Here is a 22,093-nt window from a genome sequence, read left to right as displayed (position 1 = left end):
GCTGGCCGAATAGACTGCCCGGGTTGTCGTCACGCAGCCGTACACAGGGATGCAGAGCACAACGACAAGGATGAATGAAAGCACACTGTTCCCTGGCTTGCGCATCCTTCGCGTACCTGAGCGTGAAAGTGAGCTATCAACGCGCGCCGGTTCAGCCAAAGCTGCTGGCGTCGAACGCTTAAATGCAAACCACGCGAAGGCGAAACGTCGATCCATTCGGCATCCTTACTGAGAAACCTGCTACCCCACTCAATGATCCGCTCCCATGAACTTCCGGCGAGAATGCTCCCATTGAGCACAGTGGCGCTCAGGCTCCGAAGCAGGAGAACTGCGATCGTCTGAATCGCCTGTGCGAGTATGAGCCGCACCAGCGCCATCAGATGGGCTGCAAGATGTTGCGCCAACCGGCTTCGCATCCGATGATCGTCCATGTTGACGTGTCCTCGCACATTTCATGCTCCCACCGCGGAGGCGTCAGCCAGCCTCCGCCGGCATTGGCTGCGTCTCTTTCGCCTGCCTCCCACGAAACGGCCGCTTGAGCAGCTCGAGAAAGTCATCGATGAAGGTGAAGATGACCGGGATAACGAGGAGGCTGAGGAACGTCGAGGTTAGTAGCCCGCCGATCACGACGATTGCCATAGGCTGCCTGAAACTTCCATCGCCGCCGGTGAGGCTCAGTGCCACGGGCAGCATGCCGCATCCCATGGCGATCGTGGTCATGATGATCGGCCGCGCTCGCTTGTGGCACGCATCCACCAGAGCATCAAATCGCGACATGCCACCGCGTCTCGACATGATGGCATACTCAACAAGCAAGATGGAATTCTTCGTTACGACGCCCATCAGCATGAGCAGTCCAATCACCGCTGGCATCGAGAAGCTTGTACCGGTGACAATGAGCGGCAGAAGTGCTCCGCCGAGCGACAGCGGCAACGCCATGAGGATTGTGAGTGGTTGCAGGAAATCGTGGAAGAGAAGAACCAGCACGGCGTAAATGCAGAACACGCCAATGGCCATGGCAATGCCGAAGCTTTCAAACAATTCAGAGCTGCGCTGCAGTTCTCCCTGTTCGACAAGGTGGACGCCCTGCGGAAGGTTCTTCAGTGCGAGTAGTTCCTGGGCTTCTCGGTTAACGTCGCCAAGAATCCGGCCGTTCAGCTCGACGGAAAGGGTGATGTTGCGGGAGCGGTCGATGCGGTTGATTTCCGACGGGCTGCCGCCGATGCCAATTTCGGCGATGGAACCGAGATCGACGCTGCCGTTGGTCCCGCTGACGCGGAGATTGGCGATGTCGTCCAGGGTCGTGCGGTTCCCGGGATCGAGCCGCACGCGGATCGATACCTGGCGTTGCGGCAGATTGAGCTTTGCCATCGAAGAAGAGTAGTCGCCATTGGTCGCGACGCGCACCGCCTCGGAAATCGACTCCGACGTCACGCCAAGTGCTGCGGCGCGCGTAAAATCGGGGACGATCTGGATCTCCGGGGCCTGGAGTGAGGCACTGGAGGTAACGGCGCCAATGCCCTTGAGAGTGCGCAACTGCTCCTCAAGCGCGCTGCCGGCTTGATCGAGCACATTGGAGTCGTCACTGGCAAGCGTGATCTCGAGCGTGGTTCCGTTGCCTCCCGAACCGACTTCGACCCTCACGCCCGGCAGCACGGCAAGCGCCTGCCGGATGGCGTTTTCGATCTCTGACTGCTTGCGATCACGATCTCCGATCGGTGTCAGATCAACGACGAGTGTTGCTGAAGTGACGTCATTTGTTGTTGAGGACTCCAGGCCGCCTCCCGAGGAGGCGGTGCCGACCGAGGAGAACACACGGGTCACGTCCGACAGCTTCGCGATGATGCCCGCGGCCTGGCGCGTCACGGCGTCTGTCTGCTCTATAGTGCTTCCCGGCTGCAGTGTGAGCGTGACTTTCGTCTGTGCGTCGTCCGACGCCGGCAGGAATCCTGATTTGAGAAGAGGGATGGCCGAAACTGAGAGGCCGAGGAAAACGCAGACGCCGAAAATCGTCAGCTTCCGGTGGCCGAGGCAGGCTTTTACAACGGCCAGGTAGGCGCGCATGATACGGCCATCCTTCTCTTCCGTCGGATGCGCTTTCATCATGTAGGCGGCCATCATTGGCGTCAGCAGACGTGCGACCAGCAACGAGGCCAGCACCGCGACGGCCGCGGTGATCCCGAACTGCCGGAAGATGAGGCCGGGAATGCCACTCATGAACGCGGTCGGCAGGAACACGGCGACGAGGGTGAAGGTCGTGGCGATGACAGCAAGGCCGATCTCGTCGGCGGCCTCCAGCGCCGCGTCCATCGGCGATTTTCCCATGTTGAGATGACGGGCGATGTTTTCGACCTCGACGATGGCGTCGTCGACAAGGATGCCGACCACCAGGGAGAGCGCGAGCAGCGTCACGGTATTCAGGCTGAAATCAGCGAAGTACATCGCCAGAAAGGTCGGGATGACCGACAGGGGCAAAGCCACGGCGGACAGGAAGGTCGCCCGCCAGTCACGCAGGAACAGCCAGACGACCACAACAGCGAGAATCGCGCCCTCATAGAGCATGTGCATGGAGCCGTCGTAATTCTCTATGATCGGCCCGACTGTGCTGTAGGCCTGGACGATCTCCACATCGGGATTGGCGGCCGCGAACATCTTCATCGCGGCCTGGATGTCGGCTGCGACGCCCGTGTCCGAAAAGCCGTTCGAGCGCTTGACCTGAACGCCGATCACCGGCTGACCGTCAAGATAGGCGAGCGAGGAGCGGTCGGAGAAACTGTCCGTTACCGTGCCGACTTCGTCGAGGCGCACCAGTTCCCCGCTCGGAAGCGGGATCGCGAGCGCCTTAAGATCCTCCACCGAGGCGACGGCCCCCAGCGTGCGGATCGATTGCCTGCTGCCGCCAACTTCGCCACGACCGCCCGAGCTGTCGGCCTGAACGGACTTCAGTCGGGAAGAGACCGTCGCGGCCGTAATCCCCAGCGATCCCATGATCTGCGGGTTGAGATCGACATGCACTTCGCGGTCGATGCCGCCTATGCGGCCGACCTCGCCGACCCCGGATACAGAAAGAAGCGCCTTGGTCATGTCGTTATCGACGAACCAGGACAGCTCCGTTTCGTTGAAGCGCGTCGAGCGCACGGCATAGGTGATCAGCGGAGAACTCTGCACCGTGACTTTCGTCACGCTCGGAGACTCCATGGCTGCAGGAAGATCGGTGGTGCTGTCCACCGCGTTGCGAACTTCGTTGAGAGCCTCCTCGCTGTCCTTCTCCAGCTTGAAGGAGACGCTGATCGACACCGATCCGTCCGTGATGGTCGTCGTGATATGATCGAGAAGGCTGAGCGAGGCGAGATTGTCCTCGATCTTGCGGGCGACCTCGGTCTCCAGTTGCGACGGCGCGGCGCCTTCAAGCGTCGCTGTAATCTTGACCGTCGGCAGGTCCATGTCCGGAAAGTTCTGGACCGCAAGCCGCTCGAAGGCGAGCAGGCCGCCCACCGTCAGGAGAGCAAACAACAGAATGGCGGGAACGGGATTGCGGATCGACCAGGCGGAGAAGTTCATTGCGCATCTCCTTCAACCCGCACCAGCGCTTTGTCCGAAAGGAATGCGCCACCGGATTTTACAACTGAGGTTGATCGATCGATTCCCGACAGGATCTCCACCTCGCCCCCATTGCGGCGTCCGGTCTCGACGCGCACGCGAGAGGCGCGCCGATCCTTATCGACCGTAAAGACGTAGTTGATGCCGTCGCGGAACACGAGCGCGGTCTCGGGCACCGTGAGGGCGCTTGTCGACTGCAGCTCGATCTGTCCGGTGACATAGATGCCGACAGGAGGATGATCCTCCGGTGGCAGCGTGACATAAACGATCGCGCGACCCGTATCGGTGCTGACCGTCGGTCCGACCAGCCTGACCTTGCCCTCGATGCGCCTGCCGCCGGGACCGGCAATCGCGGCAGCAAGGCCCTCCTTGATGTGAGGATAGTGCCGGGCGGAGACCTCGGCCTGCCACTCCACACGGTTTTGCCGGACCATGCGAAACAGCTCCGTACCGGAGGAAACCACCGCGCCGAGTTGGGCGGAGCGGGATGTGATCAGCCCGTCATCGATCGCGACGATCTTGGTCTGGCTGACCTTGATCTTCTGGCTGTCCAGCGTGGCTTCGGCCGACTTGAGGCTCGCTTCGGCTGTCTGCTCGGCGATCAGGTATTCCGTGACCTTCTCATCCGAAAGCGCGCCGCTTCCCCGCACCTGCCGCGCGCGGTCGGCATTGGCCTTCGCTTTGGCGAGGTCTGCCTTGGCGGTCTCAACCGACGCCTCCTCTTTGCGCAAATCCGCAAGCACGGTTTCGTCCGCCAGCTGAACAAGCGGCTGACCCTTCGCGACCACCGAGCCGACATCGACAAGAACATCGGTGATGCGAAGCCCACTGATTTCCGATGCGATGATCGCCTCGTGCCATGGCTTCAGCCAGCCGCTCGCCGGCACGGTCTCCGCCCACTGGCGCTCAGACGGCTTCACGACGGCTACGGTGAGGGCCGCAGCTTCTTCTTGCTGCGCGCGTGAAGATTGACCAGAGAATGCGAGGCTTGCCCCCGTGAGGAGGACAACAAAATAAGGGGCTATTCGCATCAGAGAGAATTTCCTTGTGATTTCGTTTGGCGCTGCGCCGGGGTAACGGCATCGGCGTTCCAGCCTCCGCCCAGCGCCTTGTAGAGGGCAATCCAGTAGCGCACCGCATCGCGCCGGATTTCGATGAGCGAGATTTCCGCAGACTGCGCCGACCGCCGGGCCTCCTCCCGATCCAGCAGGCTGGCACCGCCTGCGCGCCAGTTTGAGTCGATGGAGGTAAAGTAACTGCGGTAATTGCGGGCTGCACTGCTCGCGTCGCCGATCCGCCTGCGAGTGCTGTCGACCCGAACGAGCGCGATTTCCACCTCGGAAACAGCGCTCAGCACGCCGGACTTGTAGTTGGCGACCGCTGTGTCGTAATCGGCGATTGCGCTCCTGACGGCAGCGCGTCGTGATCCGCCGTCCAGCAGGGGAATGGTCAGCGCCGGGCCGAAGGACCAGGGCAGGGATCCACCGGTCAATGTCGAGCTGCTGACCGTCACGGAACCGCCAAGGCTCAGGCTTGGATAGAGATCTGCCTTTGCCGCGCCTACATCGGCAATGGACGCGGCCAGTTCCAGTTCGAGTGCCCCGATGTCCGGACGTTGCCGCAACGCTTCTGCCGGCACTGCCGCGGGTTTGAAGGTCTTCGGCGCCGGGATGCCAGCCTTGCCTTTGGCCAGCAATTGCCGGACCCTTGCCTCGTCACCACCGGTGACCTCCGCCAGTGACTTGACCAGGACCTCGCATTCGGCCTTTTGCGCCGTCAGTGTCGAGGAGGATGAGGCGGCACTCGCCCGCGCCAGAGCGAGATCGGCGGTGGAGGTGAAGCCCGATGTCGCAGCCGTTTCCGTAGCACGGATCGTTTCCCGTTGCGAGGCGAGTTCGACGCTGTAGACATTCTCGAGCTGCCGACAGGCCTTGTACTGGACATAGTAGTCGGCCACCTCGGCGGCGAGAGAGACCCGTGCGTCGTGCCAGTTGGCGATCTGCTTATCGACCCGAACACGCGCTGCTTCGCTCGTTTGCCGCGTTTTACCGAACAGATCGATTTCCCACGAAGCGTCCAGGCCGCCGCTTGACGCTGTCGAGGCGGTAATACGGTTGGCAGCGTCACCATCAGTGCCGGACCGTGTGACCGAGGCCGAGCCGTCCAGTCCGGGAAACAGACTCGATCGCGCGGAAGCCAGCGTTGCGCGCGCCTTGTCGATCTCGGCGGTGGCCGAGGCAAGGCTCGGATTCTCCTCCTGGGCGTAGCCGATGAGTGCTGTCAGCGACGGGTCGTTGAAGGTCGACCACCACGACAAGAGGCTTGATGCATTGCCGCCATGCGGCAGGGTGGCATGCCAGACATTCGCTACCTTGACGTCGGATGGTTGAAGCTCCGCGAATGTCGCGCAACCGGACAGGAGCAGGCAGAGCGTGACCGCCAAAGGCGGGTTGGATCTTTTTCTGAATGCGATTTTCATTGACCTGCCCGGACTAGCGAGGAATTTCCCTGTCCGTAGCGGATCGAACGTCAAGTGCTGTCAAGCCGATGTTAAGATAAGTAAAATGCACTGTCCGACAGGGGTTTGTCCTGTATGGCTGCCCCCTGTGAACGAGTGATATGCTTTCCAAATGGCAAAGGCTCTTCTCATCGACGACGACGCCGATCTCACAACGCTTCTCAAGGAGTATCTCTCCGAAGAGGGCTTCGACGTCGCGACCGCGCAGGACGGGCGCGCCGCGATCGTTCAGGCCGCATCAGGCGCCGCCGACATCATTGTTCTCGACATCATGATGCCACACATGAATGGCATCGACTTCCTGCAACGGATCAGGCGAGTGAGCAAAGTGCCCGTTCTTATGCTGACGGTCCGGGGCGACGACGTGGACCGCATCGCCGGGCTCAATCTCGGCGCCGACGATTATGTGCCAAAGCCATGCTCCCCCGGCGAGCTCGCGGCAAGGCTGAAGGCCATATTGCGCCGGGCCGGCTCCTCTGGCGCCGGCATCTCGCAGGACGCGCTCCGGGCTGGAGAATTGGCCATCCATCCGGGAAACAGGACGGCGGAATGGCGCGGAAAGCGTCTGGGACTGACAGGCACTGAGTTCGAGGTGCTTGCCCGTGCCGGTCAGCTCGTCTCCAAGCAGGAAATATCAAAGCACGCCTTCGGACGCCCCCTGACGCCGTTCGACCGGCGGATCGACGTTCACCTGAGCAGCGTCCGCCAGAAGCTCGGCACCAGGGATGACGGCCAATCCTGGATAGAAACGGTGCGGGGACAGGGCTATCTACTCCTGCAAGATGGATGATGCGTGCCCTGTTCTGGAAGTTCTTCACCATCACATGGTTGATGATGGCTGCATCAATCGCAGGTTTGTTTGCAATCGGCGCTCTACTCGATGTCGGCCCGCTCTCTCAGGACATCGGCCCGCCAGCAGCGGGTTTTCGCGCTTGACGTAGCGCAACAGTTGCTGGCGCTAGAAGGGGGAAGCTGCCAAATCGTTTGCGCGAGCCGCAAGGGCGGTGCACCAGCCCGTCGACCTTTCCATATCGGACATCGGTCCGGCGACTGCTTGCCCGGATGTCGGTACAACGAACATGCGCAACGTCGTTGTCGGTGACGCTTGCTACCGCGCGACGGTCATCGCGCAGGAACCAGGAGTTGTCGCGGAGACCTGGCCGAAGCTGGTGCCCTTGGCATCGGCCCTGATCGCAAGCGCGATCTCCGCCATCTGGCTCGCTCGCTATCTCATTCGTCCTGTCGCCCACCTCCGTCACGGCCTGAGCGCTCTCGCCTATGGCCGGTTCAACGTCCGCATCGGTGACAAAATGGACGGTCGGAAGGACGAGGTAACCGCTCTGGCTCATGACTTCGACGCCAGTGCCGCGCGCCTGCAGGAACTTCAGGAGGTCCAACAACGCCCGTTTCACGACGTGTCCCATGAACTGCGCTTGCCGCTGTCCCGCCTTCAGGCGGCCATTGGGGTGCTGCGGCAGAATCCTTCGAAGCTTGAGATAATGATGGACCGCATGGGCGGTGAGATTGAGCGCATCGACGGGATGGTTGGCGAGATCCTCACCCTCGCGCGATTGACCGCCGGCTCCGGTAGCAACGTCGTTCAAACTCTCGATCTGATGGATCTGCTGAATGGGATCATCGAAGACGCGGCTTTGGAGGGACAGGCGCGGTGTCCCATGACGGCTCCGCCACCTTCATCGCCGAGGTCAACGGGGAGCTAATCTATCGCGCCTTCGCGAATGTCATCCGCAACGCCCTGAAATATTCCCCCAACAACTCTCGCGTTTCCATTCGCTCGGAGATTATTCATGGGGCCAGGTCTGCCTGCGCCTCAAGTCGACTGGATATTCCAGCCGTTTGCGCGCGGAAGCGACACGGCGTCAAACGCCTTTGGCCTGGGCCTCGCCATCACAAAGCACGCGGTCGAGCAGCATGGCGGCCGTGTCTCGGCATCGACAGCGGCCGGTGGCGGGCTGGCAGTGGTGCTTGAGATTCCCAAGCAGGCCGGTCGAAATTTGGAATGGCGGTGAGATTGAAGCGGAGATGGAGACAGTCCGATCACGGAGTGGGCAAGCGATACCCTGGGACGCTCTAACCCGGCCCGGCATTCCTTAAAATGGTGCCTCGCGTTCTACGGTCCATCCCCCATCGCCGGCAAGCGCCGCTACCCGAGCCAGCGCTTCTTATCTCACAAGAAGCAGAGAGTGTGATATGAAAAGCGTTCCCGGAGTTTTTCTGAATCGGCTTGGTGCGATCCGGCCAAGCAAGCGAATTTGCGAACCGCAACGACAGTTTGGGCCGGGTTTACACTGAGGCCTTCAATGCACATACAGTTCGCTGTTACGTCCCGACCAGAAAAACAAGGTGTCAAACATCGATGTGGCTGCGACCTCATGCGGCTGAGTTGCGGCAAACTTTCCGTCCTTGAGAAGCTCGTGCACGAAGGCGATGTTGATCCCTTCGAAGACCGGGATCATACGCAGGCAATCTATCACCGGCTTCAGCGCCTGGACCGAACGCGTTCCGGCAGCGATACCGCCATAACTGACGAAAGCAGCAGGCTTGAACTTCCATTCGTCATGGAGATAATCGATCGCGTTCTTAAGGGCCCCGGGAAAGCTGTGATTGTATTCCGGCGTCACGAAAACGACCGCATCTGCACGCTCCACGACTGCGCTCCATTTCTTGGTATGCTCGTGCTGGTACTGATGAAGGCGCGGATGGTGCGGTTCGTCGTAGTTCGGCAGATTGAGCTCACGTAGATCGGCGAGCTCGACCTCGAACCTTCCATCAAGTCGCGCGCGCTCGACTGTCCATTCGGCAATTGGAAAGCCGACGCGGGTTGGGCGTGTGCTGCAGGCGATAACGAGAAGCTTTGGCATCTTTGATCTCCGTAATTGATGGGGTTTCGCGCGCGTGGCGGCAATCCTGGGTAAAAGTCGTCAGAGGCCCATCCGGCAAAGCCGACGGGATGAAGCCGAAATTCGGATATTGCCTCGAAAGGTTTCCGGGATACCGCGGACCAAAAATGATCGTCGGGTGTCTCAGTCATCGAATGGGGCATCGGAAGCCAACAGCAGATCGGCCGTCTTCTGGAAGTGCTCTTCCACCAGCTTCATCGCAGTATCAGCATCCCGGGCAAGCGTCGCCTCTGCCAGCATCCGATGCTCGCCGGCAACATCACGCTCCAACCGTGCATGAGGTACTGACAGGCGGCGGTAGCGTTCGGCTTGAAGGAAAAGCTGGCCGCGAAGCTTCAGCCGCCAGGGACTTCCGCATGCAGCGACAAGCGCGTCATGAAAATTGGTATGAACAACCGCCCAGTCCGGGTGGCTTTCGCCGTTATCCGTATATTCGGGAGTCCTTGCCATAAGGTGGTTTGCAGACAAAACCTGCGTCTCCCAAGCGACGTCTCCCAGCTCGATCGAACGGCGAAGGCATTTCACCTCGATTTCTATCCGGACTGTGGTCAGATCCTGAAGATCCGACTTCGAGATCGGCGCAACCAGAAACCCGCGTTGCGGCTCCGCCACGACCATGCCTTCCGAGGTCAGCCGAGACAGCGCCTCACGGATCGCTCCAGGCCCTACATCGAACTTTTCCGAGAGATGTTCGATGCGCAGCCTTGTCCGAGGTCGGAAGGAGCCGTTCAGAATGCTCTGCTTCAGCGTATCGTAAGCTTGAACAATGCGACTTGTATTGACCATTTAGATCCTCCGCCACCTTGATGGCACAATAAAATATTTTTTTCAAAAAAAAATACTTTTGTGTCGAATATTTGGTGCCCTCGCCTTTTCTATTGTCGATTCAGTCGCATGTTTTCGAATCAATCCGAAATCATTGTTCCCCCGTCAATGACCAGATTATGCCCTGTTATGAATCCGCCTGCCGCCGCAGATAAAAACACCGCGGCACCGGCAATCTCCCGGGGGTCTGCAGCTCGACGCAATGGCGTTTTCCCGAGCCTCACCTTAAGCCCCTCTTCGTTGCTGAGGATGGGGGTGGCGAACTCGGTTTTGGTAAGTCCGGGAGAAATAGCGTTGACCCTGACATTGTCCGGTCCATGCTCCACGGCGAGATTGCGCGCAAGCTGGGCGATTGCGGCTTTGGACAGAGCATAAACGCCGAGTTTTCCATTACCACGCAGTCCAGCAATGCTTGAGGTGAAGATCACCACGCCGTCCTGGCGCTCCACCATCTCCGGAATGACGCAGTTGGCAAGCTGCATGGCGCTGTAGAGGTTTACCCGCATCGTCGCGTCGTACTCTTCGTCGCTGGCGGTTGCCATCGGCCCGAAATGGGGTGCGATCCCGGCGTTGCAGACGAGGATGTCGATCCGGCCGAAAGCCTTCCGCGTCGCCGACACCAGATCATCCAGTGCGGGATTGGAGGACACGTCGCAGCAGAAACCACGGACGTCATGGCCTCTTTCGCGAAGCGTGTTCGCTGCTTGTGCGACAGCCTGCTGATCGTTGCTGCAGATCGCAACCCGCGCGCCGGCTTTTGCCAGCTCCTCGGCTATCGCAAAGCCAATCCCGCGATGAGCTCCGGTGACGAGGGCGACCTTTCCCGTCAGGTCGAAAAGTTCGTTTGCTACAGCCATATCACGCCACCTTTTCGTACTTGGTGACCGTCTGTTCGATAGCTCCGAAGATGGAGATGCCGTCCTTGTCGAACATCTCGATTCGGACGGTATCACCGAACTTCATGAAGCCGGTCCGGTGTTCGCCATGTTCGAGCATTTCGATCGAGCGACGCTCGGCGATGCAGGCGGAGCCGACATTCCTGTAGTCGGCGTTGGAGATCGTGCCGGAACCGAAGATCGTGCCGGCGGCAAGCTTGCGGGTGCGGGCAGCGTGTTCGATCAGTTCGTAGAACGTGTAGGACATTTCCCGGCCGTTCGGTTCGCCGAACCGGATGCCGTTCCAGTCCACCCGGATCGGCAGTTCCACCTTCCCGGTCCATGCCGCACCCAATTCATCGGGCGTCACGGCAACCGGCGAGAAGGCGGTCGACGGCTTGGCGTTCATCCAGCCGAAGCCGACGGTAATCTCCCGCTTCACATAGACGCGGCAGGAGACGTCGTTGATCAGCAGGATCAGCCTGACGTATTGCGGAGCTTCTGCGGCCGTCGTGCCCATCGGCACCTCGTCCAGCACGATCCCGACTTCCGCCTCGAAGTCGATATTGTCCTCCTCGCGCGGCAACGGGATATCGCCATGCGGACGGTAGAAGTCGTCCGACATGCCCTGGTACATCAGCGGAAAGGGCGAGTTCATCTCGATCTCGGGATCACGGCCCGTCGCCTTCGCCATCAGATAGAGATGGTTCTTGAAGCAGGAACCGTCGATCCACTGGAAGGACCGCGGCAGCGGCGAAAGCGCCGTCGCCTGGTCGAAGGCGAAGGTGTTTTTGGCGAGGTCTTCGGCCAAGTCCTTGGCAAGTGCCCTGAGTTTCGGTTCGGCGGATGACCAGTCCTCGAAGGCGGTCAAAAGGTTCGGCGCGATCTCACGGGCGGAGACCGCCCGGGAAAGATCGGCCGAGACGACCACCAGTTCGCCATCTCGGGTGCCGTTCGGAATTGTCGCAAGCTTCATGTCTTCCTCCCTTCCGAATACTCAGGCATTCTTGCCGCCATAGCGGCGCACGCGGATGTCGGCCTGTTCCTTGTGGCCGGCAAAGTTTTCGATGGCGCAGAGCCGCGAGCAATAGTCGCCGATCAGTGCGGAGGCGGCATCCGTCGTCACCTCCTGATAGGTGCAGGTCTTCAGGAACTTGCCGACCCACAGGCCGCCGGTGTAGCGCGCCGCGCGCTTGGTCGGCAGCGTGTGGTTGGTGCCGATCACCTTGTCACCATAAGCAACGTTGGTGCGCGGGCCGAGGAACAGCGCGCCGTAATTGCGCATATTCTCCAGGAACCAGCGCGGGTTGGCGGTCATCACCTGCACATGTTCCGAGGCGATGCGATCGGCTTCGGAAAGCAGTTCCTCGTCCGTATCGCACAGGATGACCTCGCCATAGTCGCGCCAGGAGACCGAGGCGATATCGGCGGTCGGAAGGCGGGAAAGCTGCCGCTGGATCTGATCTTCGATCTGGTCGGCGATGCGTTGCGAGGTGGTGAGCAGCACGGCCGGAGAGGTCGGGCCATGTTCGGCCTGGCCGAGAAGGTCGGTCGCGCAGATCTCGGCATCGACGGTATCGTCTGCAATCACAAGCGTCTCGGTCGGGCCGGCGAAGAGGTCGATGCCGACCTTGCCGTAGAGCTGTCGCTTGGCTTCGGCGACGAAGGCGTTGCCGGGGCCGACCAGCATGTCGACGGGTTTGATCGTCTCGGTGCCGATACCCATGGCTGCGACGGCCTGGATGCCGCCGAGCACGTAGATCTCGTCGGCGCCGGCAAGCGCCATGGCGGCGATGGTCGCGGCCGGCGCAGCACCGTTCAAGGGCGGCGTGCAGGCGATGACGCGTTTCACGCCCGCGACCTTGGCGGTCAGCACGCTCATATGGGCCGAGGCCACCATCGGGTAGCGGCCGCCGGGAATATAGCAGCCGACGCTTTCCATCGGCACGTGGCGGTGGCCGAGCCGGATGCCCGGCAGCGTCTCCACCTCGATCTCTTTCATCGAGGCGAGTTGGGCTTCGGCAAACCGACGAATCTGCGCCTGCGCGAACTTGATGTCGTCGATGACGCCGACCGGTACGCTGGCGATCAGCGCATCGATTTCTTCTTTCGTCAGGCGGAAGCTCTCGGGCGACCACTTGTCGAACTTCACCGAAAGGTCGCGGACCGCCGCGTCGCCGCGGGTGGTCACGTCCTCCAGGATCGCCTCGACGGTCTGGCGGACCTTGCGGTCGGCCTCGGCGGATTCGGCGGCATTGCCGCCCTTTTTCAGGTACCGGATCATCGTTTCCTCACTCAGCCGCAAAACGCGGCACTCATCATTCGGCGGTCCAGCCGCCATCCACCAGAAGGGACGTTCCCGTCACCAGGGCCGCCGCATCGGAGGCCAGGTAGACGATCGCGCCCATGATATCCTCGACCCTGCCGATGCGCCCGAGCTTGATCTTCGAGAGTGTCTGCCGCCGGAATTCCTCGTCTTCGAAAAAGGGCTTCGTCATCGGGGTTTCGATAAAGGTCGGCGCCACGCTGTTGACGCGGATGCCATGCTCCGCAAGCTCGACGGCGAGCGCCTTCGTCAGGCCTTCGAGCGCATGCTTCGACGCGCAATAGATCGTCCGTCTAGCAGCGCCCACATGCCCCATCTGCGAGGTCATGTTGATGATGACGCCCGGCCGGTTCTCCACGATCAGCCGCCGCGCGAAGGCCTGCGACGTGAAGAAGGCTGAGCGGACGTTCAAACCCATGACGAGGTCGTAGTTCGCCTCCGTCACCTCGACGAACGGTCCAGGCTTGTTGGTGCCGGCATTGTTGACGAGGATGTCGAACGGCGCGTCGGCGCCTACCATCAGCGCGGCTATCGCCTGGGTATCGGTGACATCCACGGCATGGGCCGAAGCCTTCAGACCTCGGTCGCGAAGGGCCCTGGCTGCGTCTTCGATCTCCGCGAGCGTCCGCGCCGCAAGTGTCACCGCAGCCCCGGCCTCGGCCAGTGCCGTCGCCGCTGCGAGACCAAGCCCGCGGCCTGCGCCCGTCACCAGAGCATGGCGTCCGTCGAGGCGGAAGCCGGGGGAAATGGGCAGCGTCAAAGCAGCACTCATGCCGCACCCACGCCGATTTCGACCGGGTCGAGGCCCAACGCTTCCGCGACCAGCACCGCCGCACTGCCGTCATGTTTGAAACCGAGCCTGTCGGCGATTGCCGTCACAAGCGGCGGATAGGATCCGAACTGGGCCTGAAGCGCCGCATCCGGTTCGTAAGAAACAAGCGAACGGACTCGCGAGCCAAAATGAACAGCGGCACCGTCGACCAGTTCTGTCATTGTCAGGCGTAGGGCCGGAAGGTTGAAGGCGCGGCGTGGGCCGAGAGAAAAGCTCGGTAGTGCAGCCGCATGGACCAGGTTTTCGACACATCGGTACCGCGACATGAACCACGAGGATGAATCCTCTGAAACTGGACATGTAAAGGATTCGCCTGCGCGAAGAGAATGAAGGATGTCACTCATATAAGCAGAGAGATGTCCGCCCTTGACGCGTGGACGCGCCAAGATTCCTGGCAGCCGAACAGCAATACCGTCAACGAGCTTCCGCCGGGCATAATCCGCAATCAATGCCTCCAGGATAAGCTTCTGCGTGCCATAGCTCATTGAAGGCAGAGGCAGCGTCTCGTCATCTACCGACGTCTTCGGCAGCGGCACGCCAAACACCCCGATCGACGATGCGAAGACCAGTCTGGCTGGCGTTTTCTGCTGCGCGAGCAATTCCAGCATCGCGACGGCAGCTTCTACGTTGAGATTCCACCCGGCAGAATAATCTCGCTCGGCGGCGCCACCCGGAACGGCTGCCAGATGGAACAGAACATCGAATGGTTCGGCAAAAAGCTGCTGTCGAAATGAGGGATCACACAGATCGCCTTCCGCGCGTTCAACCGTCGTTGGCAGATCGGCAGGCAACATTGCATCAATCGCGACGATGGTCGGATTTGCAAATCCGCAACCAATGTCCTTCGCTACAAGGCGATGGATCAGCGCAGTACCGACAAAACCGCCGGCTCCGGTCACTCCAATCCTCACGACCTGTCCTCCCTGACCTGTTGCGCCAACTACGACGTCGTCTTCGCGGCAATCAGCTAACGTTCCGATGGGCGCGACACCGCCCATCGGTTCAAAACTACAATCTTCGTCTTCAAACGGCCTCCCGGCATTCAAGCCATGCCGGGAGGCGCATCTTCTCAGCGTGCGAACGGAATTCCGGGTACGAGGAATGCCGGGGTCGGCGGAGTTCCCCAGAGATTGATCCAGCGGCCATTCAAACCTTCGGATGCATCCCAATTGCCGGGCTGGTACACAGCATCGTTATCGATATGTGCCATCTGCACCGAATTCTCGACGATGCAGCCGTGCGGATCGGCGTAGTAAGTGAAGATGTTTTCGCCGGCCCCATGACGTCCTGGCCCCCAGGCCATAGCTCTGCCCTTGAGCGAGAGCGTGTCGGCGATCTTGACGAGGTCTTCCACTGCAAAGTGGTCAAACGCGTAATGATGCAGGACGCTGTCTCCCGTCCCCATCGCGATCGCATGATGGAAGCCGTCCTCGGCGCGGTACCATCGCAACTTGTCATCGGCGGTGCGATCCGACAACTTCATGCCCAGGACCTTTTCGACGAAGTCTCCGAATGCCGCAACGTTGGGCGCGAATGCATTGGCATGTTCGATACGCTTGGGATTGGCGCCGACACCATTATAACGCCGGGGCTGGTTGCGAGCGATCGGAGTATGTATTTCCAGGACAGCGCCACCCGGAGCGACCAGCCGGACGGCCTTGTCGTAATGTTTTCCGAGGGGCTTGTCGTCGATGATCTCCAGACCGTCGGATTGGGCACGTCGCTTCACTTCATCGACGGCCTCGACTGAGACGGCTTCGAGGCCGATCGCGATCGCGGTGCCCGATCCACCCTTGGTGAAGCTGATCTCATGGTGACGGTCATTGCTGGACAGATAGACCGTGTCGCCGTCGCGCTCGGTAATCCTCATCCCGACGATTTCGACGAGATCCTGGGCGGCATTCTCCGGATCGGGTGAGTAGAAGGCCACGTGGCCCATCTGTCGTATCATGTAAGTCATCTTATTCCTCCGCTTGCGATGCCCGAACCGTCCGCCTCACTTTTCCTTGACGACCGGATTGCTCAGAAGACCGATCTTTTCGATTTCGATCTCGCAGACATCGCCTTCCTTCATGAAGATCGGGGGTTTGTGGCCAAGGCCGACGCCCGCAGGAGTGCCGGTGACGATGACATCGCCCGGTTCAAGGGTCATGGCCGCGCTGATGAGGGAGACAAGACGCGCCACGCTGAAAACGAGGTCGCTCGTCGAGGCATCCTGTAGGACACGGCCGTTCAGCCTGGTCTGGATGCGCAGACCGGTCGCGCCGGGCTCGAGTTCGTCAGCAGTCACGAAGGCCGGTCCGAATGCTCCGGTTCCGTCGAAATTCTTACCGATCGTCCATTGCGGTGTGCGAAGCTGATAATCGCGTACCGAACCGTCGTTGAAGACGGAGTAACCGGCAACGTGCGAGAGGGCCTCGGCTTCCGATATCGCACGGCCGCCCTTTCCGATGATGGCGACCATCTCAGCTTCGTAATCGAACTGTTCGGACACCTTCGGGCACACAAGAGGCGCACCATGGCCAATCAGGCTGGAGTTGAAGCGGGCGAAGACAGTCGGATAGTCCGGCACTTTCGAACCACCCTCGGCAGCATGGTCCGCGTAGTTCAGACCAACGCAGATGACTTTCGATGCATTCGAAACCGGCGGCAAAAATTCGATCTCGGCAAGATCAACCGAGCGTCCTTGCAGAAGCACCTTGCCAGCTTCGACGATCTCGCCCGCCCGCAAAATCTCCTCAAGATTGCCTGGATAACCGGGGTCGCCGACTTTCAGACCTTTCCATGTCTTACCGTCCTGACTAACGGCCATACCTAACTTGCCATCTTCCTTAAAAGCTATGAAGCGCATCTTCTCTCCCTTCAGTGTCATGTGGCGCTCTTGTAGCGGAAGCTATGGCGACCTGTCCACAGAAAATATTTTTTCTTGCTAATTATATCTATTTGTGCGATCTCCCTCGTCGGAGCAGGGATTGCGACGTCGCAACGACCATAAGAGCCGATCCTGCGCCGAGACCTGAGAAGTCAGTAGGTGGCGCCCTGAGCGCGATTTGGGAGGATTAAATGTTTCAGAATGTGCTTCGAAGAGATTTTATGGCTTTCCTGGGCGGGGGAGCGATGGCACTTGGATTTGGATCACCGGCTTCGGCGGCAACGACCATCAGACTGGGAAGTACACCTCAACCCGGTCCCGCCGGCTGCTTTGTTGCTGCCGATACGGGGATTTTCGCAGCGAACGGCATCAGTTACGAACACCTTCTGATTGGCCTTGATCCGAACGTGCCGCCAGCATTGCTCGCAGGATCTATTGATATCGGTGTCTGCACGGTTTCAACCATTCTGCAGGCGGCAGAGAACGGGCTTGATATCGTGATTGTCGGCGGTGCCGCCGTCAGCAACAAGAACAAGCCTGATTACGGCATCGTGGTCCGCAAGGGCGGTGGAGTGAGCAGGGTTGAAGATTTGGCTGGCAAAACCATTGGCGTGCCCGGCCTTGGCGCGGTGTTCGACGTCATTCTGCGTGCCTGGCTCAGTCAAAAGGGGATAGACGTCAAGAAGGTCAAGATCGTCGAAGCAACGTTCCCGACACAACTCGACCAGATCAAAGCCGGAACTCTGGATGCGGCCATCTCATCCATCCCGTTCATGACCAACATCATCAACTCCGGCGTTGGCGAAATTCTGGCGCTTCTCCCCGCTGAACTTCCCGACAACCTGCCTCTCAATCTCTACGTTACCAAGCGCGAATGGGCGCAGAACAATAGCGAATTGCTCGCCGCTTTCCGCAAGTCCATGAAGGAGGGTGTCTCGAAGGGGCAGGCCGACCCGACGCAACTTCGCGCGAGCATCGGCAAATATCTCAAGCTGACGCCGGAGGTTCTCGCCAATTTCGGTCTGCCGACGCTCAGCCCCGAGATCAGCGAGGTCGGTTTCAACTGGTGGATGGCCGAGATGAAGCGCCAAGGCCGGATTTCGAAAATTGCCGTTGCCGATGTGATCTGGCCATAAATGGCATAGTGTCTGCCGTCAGCTCCATGTGAGCCGAACGACACGCGCGCAGATCGTCTGGGCCACTCGGTCTGCTCTCTTCAGTTCTGAGGAGGGGCGTCTGCAGGACGCTGTGCCTATTATAATGATGGTGGTCAATGCACGGGAGAGACAAAGTGGTATCAGCAGACCCGGATAAATATCTTTCACAACTGAAAAACCGGGCAGTCGGCAACTCGTCACTCTTGAAGTTGTCCGGTGTGGGTCTCTCACTGGGTGGATATGAAATCCTGCGAGACATCAATCTCGACATTCGCAGGGGAGAATTCGTTTGTGTTGTAGGCCCGTCGGGCTGCGGTAAGACGACATTGCTGCGCCTTCTCTCCGGCCTTCATCAACCCACAACCGGCACTGTCTCGATAGACGGACAAAAGGTTACGGAGCCACGACCGGATATCGCATTCGTCTTCCAGGATTACGGAAAGGCACTGCTTCCGTGGCGCACTGCCGCCGGAAACGTTTCGCTGGCGCTGGAATCGCTCGGTGTTCCGAAGGCTGAAAGACCTGATCGCATCAATGCGCTTCTCGCTAAGGTTGGACTGGCTGGGCAAGCCGAGAAATTTCCGGCTCAAATGTCCGGCGGGATGCAGCAGCGCCTGCAGATCGCTCGTTGTCTCGCTCAGCAGCCGGCCGTTCTGTTGATGGACGAGCCTTTCGGAGCGCTCGATGCGATGACGCGGCAGCACTTGCAGGACGAAGTCCTTTCCCTCGTCGCCCAATCGGGAGCTACGGTATTCTTCGTCACTCACGATCTTGAAGAGGCAATCTACCTCGGCGATCGGGTGATTGGCCTACTCCCGTATCCGGGACGCACGGCGCTCTCCATCAATGTCGATCTGCCGCGGCCGCGCAACCAGCTCACGACGCGGGAGCTGCCGCAATTCCTGCATATGCGCCGCCAGCTCTTCGATTTCATCGCGGAGGCGGAAAAAAGATGAGTGGGCCGGACAAAACTGGCGCGCGAAAAATCCGCTGGCGTGGCTTCGTTCTACCGATCGCCTTGGTGCTGCTCGCCGAAGTCGGCGCACAGGTATCGCATCTTCAAAGCGACAGCTTGGCAGCCCCGAGCGCAATCTTCGTTGCGCTTTGGAGGCAACTCGTCGATGGCACGATCCTTCTTGCTACCGTTCAGACCCTGACCGCAGCCTTAGCCGGCCTTGCGATCGGATTTTCGCTCGGGATGATCCTCGGCATATTATTCGCGGTCTTGCCGGTGTTCGATCGGATGTTCGAAGTCAGCGTAGAGGCAATACGTCCCGTGCCTCCGATCGCCCTGATGCCAATCGGGCTTCTGGTGTTCGGTTTCGGATACAGGCTAGAGTACTCGATCGTCGCCTTCGCAACTCTCTGGCCCGCGCTCATTCTGACGCGGAGCGCCGTCGCGGGGATTGAACCGAAGCTCAACGATGTCGCACGCGTGCTGCGATTCGGACTGATCGATAGAATTACAAAAATCATCCTGCCTGCTGCCCTTCCCCGAATTTTCGTGGCGTTGCGGCTGGGGGTGGGCATTTCTCTCATCGTCGCGGTCACCGTCGAGATCAGCATCAACACGCTTGGATTGGGGTATGCGATCATGAACGCACAACAGTCGCTGCGACCAGATGATGCCTTGGCGCTTCTGGTGTGGATCGGCATTGTTGGCTGGGCACTCGGCGCCATACTTCTGATGATCCAGCGAACTCTGTTCGGGCCTGCAGCACTTGTCGAGGGCACCGCATGACCCGGTCGGAACGCATAATTTGGCTCGCTGTCAGCGTTTGCGTCGGCGCGCTTCTCGTTCTGCTATGGCAGTGGATCACCGCTCAACGCCTTGTGTCACCCGTCTTCCTTCCCGGACCAGCCAGCGCTTGGAACGCGCTACTTCGCGGCGTGGAAAGCGGTGTTTTGATTGACAATACGCTCGGAACAGTGCGGCGAATGCTGTATGGTTGGCTGCTCGCATCACTCTTGGGCATCGCGATTGGCGCCTTCATCGGTATCTCGCCACGCATTCGCGAATATTTGGGACCCGGTGTCGAGTTTCTGCGTCCGTTGCCGGCTTCGGCCGTCGTGCCCTTGGCGATAGCGCTACTCGGCCTCAGCGAAACCATGGTGCTGGCTGTCATCGCCTTCGGAGCAATCTGGCCTATGCTTCTGGCCACGATTCATGGGTTCTCTGCAGTCGAGCCCCGGCTTTACGAAGTTTCGCGGATGTTCAGGATGTCGCGTGGAGAGGTCATCTTCAAAATCGCGCTGCCAAGTTCGATGCCGGATATCCTTGCCGGAATGCGGCTTGGCCTGACCGTGGCGCTGATCCTCTCGGTTGTCGGTGAAATGCTAGCCAGTCAGGAAGGTCTGGGTAGCTGGATTCTGCTCGCGGCTCGGGCCTTTCGCGCGCCAGATCTCTATGCAGGGATTATTGTGCTCGGCGGGCTTGGTTATCTGACATCGGTGATTTTCGCCACGATAGAGCGGCGCCTGCTGCGCTGGCAACAGAGACACTGAATCAACTTAGACTTCAGAACTGACTATGGTCAGTCGTTTCAACTACCTGTGGTGGTCGTGGTTCAATCACGACGGCCTAATCTAGAGGAGAAGACGGAGACCGTGCGATCACGCTGTGGCTTCGCCTTCCACTGGCAGGTTAGGATCCTAAACGCGGTCTGTTGATCTCGAACAATGTTTGTCGCGCGATAAACTGATGAATAGTTCTTGCGCTGGGCGATTTCTACCTTCATTTAGACTCTAGGTTGAGCGGGAAATTTGGCGGGGGTTCAGTCGAACGTAGCAATGTCCTCACCGCGTGCCACAGCCATCAGGGATCATTCTGGGGATCTGTGCAGGATGGTTCTGTTGATTTTCACTGGATCGTCAGCGAGTAGGGTTGCTGCGCACTCGATGCTCCGCGGCAACTCTCGCTGCGTCGGGTATCGAAGACTGTGCGCCAGAAGCGAGACAGGCGAGAGAAGCCGCGGCGGCGGCCCGGCACAAGGCATGATCGAAATCAAGTTGTTCGTCCAACCCAGCTACCAAGTATCAGCAAAAGGTGTCCCCGCACCAACGGTATCCACGGGAAGAATGTTCAATCCGTTGGCCCGATGGATCCGGCCTTGCCGGATAGCAATTACGCCATTGGCGCCGAGTGTCACGACGAGCGCCTGACCTGTATTTTCGTGAAGTCGTTTAAGCAAAGCTTCGCATGTCTCGAATCCAGATTCTTGACACCAACCAGGCACGCAAATTCGATGTCGTTGGCAACGACTACATCCGCAAGCCAGCTAATACCCGACGCGTTGGATGTGATCATTTCGTTGCCGCATTTGGAGATGCGTCCCGACCAGTCGGTCTCGCCGGACTGGCATCGTCGCGGCGTCAGCCCGAAGTGGGCGCCAACGGTCACGGACTTTTTGAAACGGCCGGGATCGTCGACGGTGGCGCGGAAGGTCAGCGCCACGATCGCGCCGACGCCGGGCACCGTCATCAGTCGCCGCACCGCCTTGTCGTTGCGCGCTGCCGCCAGCGCCATGCGATGCATCCGCGCGAACTGGAGGCACATCTCCGCCCGGGCCGCCAGCAGCGGCTCGACGATCTGTTCCAGCTCGGCCATGCCGGCGACCAGCTCGCGCACGCGGGCATCGAACCGGCCTGTCGAAACCTGTCCGACCTTCGGTCCGAACGGCCGGATCAGGCCGCGGATCATGTTCTCCATGTCGATCATCTTGCCGAGCAGCGCCTTGCGGCTGGCCAGGAGCACGCGCAGCGCCTGCGCAGCTTCGGATTCCACATGCACGGGCCGGAACCAGCCGGTGCGCATCAGCTGCGCGATGCCGCGCGCGTCGTTGCGGTCGGTCTTGTTCAGCATGGCGTTCAGCGCCGCCTTGGTGTGGCGCGTCTCGATGCACACGACCGGCAGGCCCTTGTCGTCGAGGGCCGTATGCAGCCAGGCGCTGAACGAAAAAGCTTCCAGCCCGACACGTTTCAGGTGGACGCCCCATTCGGCCAAAAACAACTCGATCGCATCCGGGTCGGACGGCAGCTTTGCCTCCCGGACGGGCCTTGCCCTCGCCATTCACCACGCACACGCTGGTCGCCTCCAGCGATACGTCCAGTCCCGAGTAATAGTCCATTTCCAGCCTCCGTCGCCGATCCCGACGTAGCACCGCGCGC

At 60.1% G+C, this 22,093-nt stretch carries 22 protein-coding genes; 8 read left to right on the top strand and 14 right to left on the bottom strand.

Annotation, left to right across the window (positions count from 1 at the left end; all coding sequences use genetic code 11):
- Positions 1 to 474: 474 nt before the first annotated feature.
- The 3 genes from IEI95_RS07775 to IEI95_RS07765 are packed head-to-tail and all read right to left on the bottom strand — an operon-like array spanning position 475 to position 6,079.
- A complete protein-coding gene (locus IEI95_RS07775; protein WP_071205896.1) occupies positions 475 to 3,561 on the bottom strand; it encodes an efflux RND transporter permease subunit in 3,087 nt (1,028 codons plus the stop codon).
- Positions 3,558 to 4,631 (bottom strand): efflux RND transporter periplasmic adaptor subunit, encoded by a 1,074-nt coding sequence (locus tag IEI95_RS07770; protein WP_071205894.1) that lies wholly within the window; start codon positions 4,629 to 4,631, stop codon positions 3,558 to 3,560. The genes IEI95_RS07775 and IEI95_RS07770 overlap by 4 nt, the downstream gene beginning before the upstream one ends.
- A complete protein-coding gene (locus IEI95_RS07765) occupies positions 4,631 to 6,079 on the bottom strand; it encodes an efflux transporter outer membrane subunit (RefSeq protein ID WP_071207464.1) in 1,449 nt (482 codons plus the stop codon). Before IEI95_RS07765 ends, IEI95_RS07770 begins: the two co-directional genes overlap by 1 nt.
- Before the next feature lie 151 nt (positions 6,080 to 6,230).
- Between IEI95_RS07765 and IEI95_RS07760 the strand changes: the two genes are divergently transcribed.
- From IEI95_RS07760 to IEI95_RS29695, 4 genes are all read left to right on the top strand, one after another.
- Positions 6,231 to 6,908 carry a response regulator transcription factor gene (locus IEI95_RS07760; RefSeq protein WP_071205890.1) on the top strand — a complete coding sequence of 226 codons (678 nt, stop codon included), beginning with the start codon at positions 6,231 to 6,233 and terminating at the stop codon, positions 6,906 to 6,908.
- Positions 6,908 to 7,054, top strand: coding sequence for a hypothetical protein (locus IEI95_RS29705; protein WP_337692722.1), 147 nt, complete (start codon positions 6,908 to 6,910; stop codon positions 7,052 to 7,054). The genes IEI95_RS07760 and IEI95_RS29705 overlap by 1 nt, the downstream gene beginning before the upstream one ends.
- Before the next feature lie 143 nt (positions 7,055 to 7,197).
- Positions 7,198 to 7,839: a histidine kinase dimerization/phospho-acceptor domain-containing protein gene (locus IEI95_RS29700; RefSeq protein WP_337692723.1), complete on the top strand. Its 642-nt coding sequence runs from the start codon at positions 7,198 to 7,200 to the stop codon at positions 7,837 to 7,839.
- Positions 7,840 to 7,926: 87 nt separating this feature from the next.
- The gene (locus IEI95_RS29695) at positions 7,927 to 8,148 is read left to right on the top strand and encodes an ATP-binding protein (RefSeq protein WP_337926566.1); all 222 of its coding nucleotides are present in this window, start codon (positions 7,927 to 7,929) and stop codon (positions 8,146 to 8,148) included.
- A 288-nt stretch (positions 8,149 to 8,436) separates the two neighbouring features.
- On the opposite strand, the gene IEI95_RS07750 is transcribed toward IEI95_RS29695, so the two are convergent.
- The 9 genes from IEI95_RS07750 to IEI95_RS07710 form a co-directional block, all read right to left on the bottom strand.
- Entirely contained in the window at positions 8,437 to 9,000 is a 564-nt protein-coding gene (locus IEI95_RS07750; RefSeq protein WP_071205887.1) for an NADPH-dependent FMN reductase, read from the bottom strand.
- Between the two features lie 162 nt (positions 9,001 to 9,162).
- Positions 9,163 to 9,825, bottom strand: coding sequence for a GntR family transcriptional regulator (locus IEI95_RS07745; protein WP_071205885.1), 663 nt, complete (start codon positions 9,823 to 9,825; stop codon positions 9,163 to 9,165).
- A 119-nt stretch (positions 9,826 to 9,944) separates the two neighbouring features.
- Complete coding sequence (locus IEI95_RS07740; RefSeq protein WP_071205883.1) at positions 9,945 to 10,721, bottom strand: SDR family NAD(P)-dependent oxidoreductase; 777 nt, start codon at positions 10,719 to 10,721, stop codon at positions 9,945 to 9,947.
- A 1-nt stretch (position 10,722) separates the two neighbouring features.
- On the bottom strand, positions 10,723 to 11,715 hold the full coding sequence (locus IEI95_RS07735; protein ID WP_071205881.1) for a fumarylacetoacetate hydrolase family protein: 993 nt from the start codon (positions 11,713 to 11,715) through the stop codon (positions 10,723 to 10,725).
- Positions 11,716 to 11,736: 21 nt separating this feature from the next.
- Positions 11,737 to 13,023 (bottom strand): histidinol dehydrogenase, encoded by a 1,287-nt coding sequence (gene hisD, locus IEI95_RS07730; RefSeq protein ID WP_071205931.1) that lies wholly within the window; start codon positions 13,021 to 13,023, stop codon positions 11,737 to 11,739.
- Between the two features lie 34 nt (positions 13,024 to 13,057).
- A complete protein-coding gene (locus tag IEI95_RS07725) occupies positions 13,058 to 13,837 on the bottom strand; it encodes an SDR family NAD(P)-dependent oxidoreductase (protein ID WP_071205879.1) in 780 nt (259 codons plus the stop codon).
- Positions 13,834 to 14,808 (bottom strand): NAD-dependent epimerase/dehydratase family protein, encoded by a 975-nt coding sequence (locus tag IEI95_RS07720; protein WP_071205928.1) that lies wholly within the window; start codon positions 14,806 to 14,808, stop codon positions 13,834 to 13,836. Before IEI95_RS07720 ends, IEI95_RS07725 begins: the two co-directional genes overlap by 4 nt.
- A gap of 158 nt (positions 14,809 to 14,966) precedes the next feature.
- Positions 14,967 to 15,857 carry a VOC family protein gene (locus IEI95_RS07715; RefSeq protein ID WP_071205877.1) on the bottom strand — a complete coding sequence of 297 codons (891 nt, stop codon included), beginning with the start codon at positions 15,855 to 15,857 and terminating at the stop codon, positions 14,967 to 14,969.
- Between the two features lie 36 nt (positions 15,858 to 15,893).
- Complete coding sequence (locus tag IEI95_RS07710) at positions 15,894 to 16,769, bottom strand: fumarylacetoacetate hydrolase family protein (RefSeq protein ID WP_234892421.1); 876 nt, start codon at positions 16,767 to 16,769, stop codon at positions 15,894 to 15,896.
- 221 nt (positions 16,770 to 16,990) lie between these two features.
- Between IEI95_RS07710 and IEI95_RS07705 the strand changes: the two genes are divergently transcribed.
- The 4 genes from IEI95_RS07705 to IEI95_RS07690 all read left to right on the top strand — a co-directional run bounded on the left by IEI95_RS07705 (position 16,991) and on the right by IEI95_RS07690 (position 20,431).
- Entirely contained in the window at positions 16,991 to 17,905 is a 915-nt protein-coding gene (locus tag IEI95_RS07705; protein WP_174096654.1) for an ABC transporter substrate-binding protein, read from the top strand.
- Between the two features lie 224 nt (positions 17,906 to 18,129).
- A complete protein-coding gene (locus IEI95_RS07700; protein WP_234892425.1) occupies positions 18,130 to 18,882 on the top strand; it encodes an ABC transporter ATP-binding protein in 753 nt (250 codons plus the stop codon).
- On the top strand, positions 18,879 to 19,667 hold the full coding sequence (locus tag IEI95_RS07695) for an ABC transporter permease (RefSeq protein ID WP_071205869.1): 789 nt from the start codon (positions 18,879 to 18,881) through the stop codon (positions 19,665 to 19,667). The genes IEI95_RS07700 and IEI95_RS07695 overlap by 4 nt, the downstream gene beginning before the upstream one ends.
- Positions 19,664 to 20,431: an ABC transporter permease gene (locus IEI95_RS07690; protein WP_071205867.1), complete on the top strand. Its 768-nt coding sequence runs from the start codon at positions 19,664 to 19,666 to the stop codon at positions 20,429 to 20,431. The genes IEI95_RS07695 and IEI95_RS07690 overlap by 4 nt, the downstream gene beginning before the upstream one ends.
- Before the next feature lie 521 nt (positions 20,432 to 20,952).
- Here the strand turns inward: IEI95_RS07690 and IEI95_RS29740 are convergent.
- A complete protein-coding gene (locus IEI95_RS29740) occupies positions 20,953 to 21,162 on the bottom strand; it encodes a PfkB family carbohydrate kinase (RefSeq protein WP_420360034.1) in 210 nt (69 codons plus the stop codon).
- Entirely contained in the window at positions 21,072 to 21,995 is a 924-nt protein-coding gene (locus IEI95_RS07680) for an IS110 family RNA-guided transposase (RefSeq protein ID WP_081356553.1), read from the bottom strand. The genes IEI95_RS29740 and IEI95_RS07680 overlap by 91 nt, the downstream gene beginning before the upstream one ends.
- Positions 21,996 to 22,093 lie beyond the last annotated feature (98 nt).

Source organism: Agrobacterium vitis (assembly GCF_014926405.1).
GTDB classification, from domain to species: Bacteria; Pseudomonadota; Alphaproteobacteria; order Rhizobiales; family Rhizobiaceae; genus Allorhizobium; species Allorhizobium vitis_H.
Note: the sequence above shows the minus strand (reverse complement) of the source record. Positions and strands in the feature narration are given on the sequence as shown.

Excerpts from the sequence above, each read along its gene's own strand:
- IEI95_RS07775 (WP_071205896.1), bottom strand. The coding sequence starts at position 3,561 with ATGAACTTCTCCGCCTGGTCGATCCGCAATCCCGTTCCCGCCATTCTG.
- IEI95_RS07770 (WP_071205894.1), bottom strand. The coding sequence starts at position 4,631 with ATGCGAATAGCCCCTTATTTTGTTGTCCTCCTCACGGGGGCAAGCCTC.
- IEI95_RS07765 (WP_071207464.1), bottom strand. The coding sequence starts at position 6,079 with ATGAAAATCGCATTCAGAAAAAGATCCAACCCGCCTTTGGCGGTCACG.
- IEI95_RS07760 (WP_071205890.1), top strand. The coding sequence starts at position 6,231 with ATGGCAAAGGCTCTTCTCATCGACGACGACGCCGATCTCACAACGCTT.
- IEI95_RS29705 (WP_337692722.1), top strand. The coding sequence starts at position 6,908 with ATGCGTGCCCTGTTCTGGAAGTTCTTCACCATCACATGGTTGATGATG.
- IEI95_RS29700 (WP_337692723.1), top strand. The coding sequence starts at position 7,198 with ATGCGCAACGTCGTTGTCGGTGACGCTTGCTACCGCGCGACGGTCATC.
- IEI95_RS29695 (WP_337926566.1), top strand. The coding sequence starts at position 7,927 with ATGGGGCCAGGTCTGCCTGCGCCTCAAGTCGACTGGATATTCCAGCCG.
- IEI95_RS07750 (WP_071205887.1), bottom strand. The coding sequence starts at position 9,000 with ATGCCAAAGCTTCTCGTTATCGCCTGCAGCACACGCCCAACCCGCGTC.
- IEI95_RS07745 (WP_071205885.1), bottom strand. The coding sequence starts at position 9,825 with ATGGTCAATACAAGTCGCATTGTTCAAGCTTACGATACGCTGAAGCAG.
- IEI95_RS07740 (WP_071205883.1), bottom strand. The coding sequence starts at position 10,721 with ATGGCTGTAGCAAACGAACTTTTCGACCTGACGGGAAAGGTCGCCCTC.
- IEI95_RS07735 (WP_071205881.1), bottom strand. The coding sequence starts at position 11,715 with ATGAAGCTTGCGACAATTCCGAACGGCACCCGAGATGGCGAACTGGTG.
- hisD (WP_071205931.1), bottom strand. The coding sequence starts at position 13,023 with ATGATCCGGTACCTGAAAAAGGGCGGCAATGCCGCCGAATCCGCCGAG.
- IEI95_RS07725 (WP_071205879.1), bottom strand. The coding sequence starts at position 13,837 with ATGAGTGCTGCTTTGACGCTGCCCATTTCCCCCGGCTTCCGCCTCGAC.
- IEI95_RS07715 (WP_071205877.1), bottom strand. The coding sequence starts at position 15,857 with ATGACTTACATGATACGACAGATGGGCCACGTGGCCTTCTACTCACCC.
- IEI95_RS07710 (WP_234892421.1), bottom strand. The coding sequence starts at position 16,769 with ATGACACTGAAGGGAGAGAAGATGCGCTTCATAGCTTTTAAGGAAGAT.
- IEI95_RS07705 (WP_174096654.1), top strand. The coding sequence starts at position 16,991 with ATGGCTTTCCTGGGCGGGGGAGCGATGGCACTTGGATTTGGATCACCG.
- IEI95_RS07695 (WP_071205869.1), top strand. The coding sequence starts at position 18,879 with ATGAGTGGGCCGGACAAAACTGGCGCGCGAAAAATCCGCTGGCGTGGC.
- IEI95_RS07690 (WP_071205867.1), top strand. The coding sequence starts at position 19,664 with ATGACCCGGTCGGAACGCATAATTTGGCTCGCTGTCAGCGTTTGCGTC.
- IEI95_RS07680 (WP_081356553.1), bottom strand. The coding sequence starts at position 21,995 with ATGGCGAGGGCAAGGCCCGTCCGGGAGGCAAAGCTGCCGTCCGACCCG.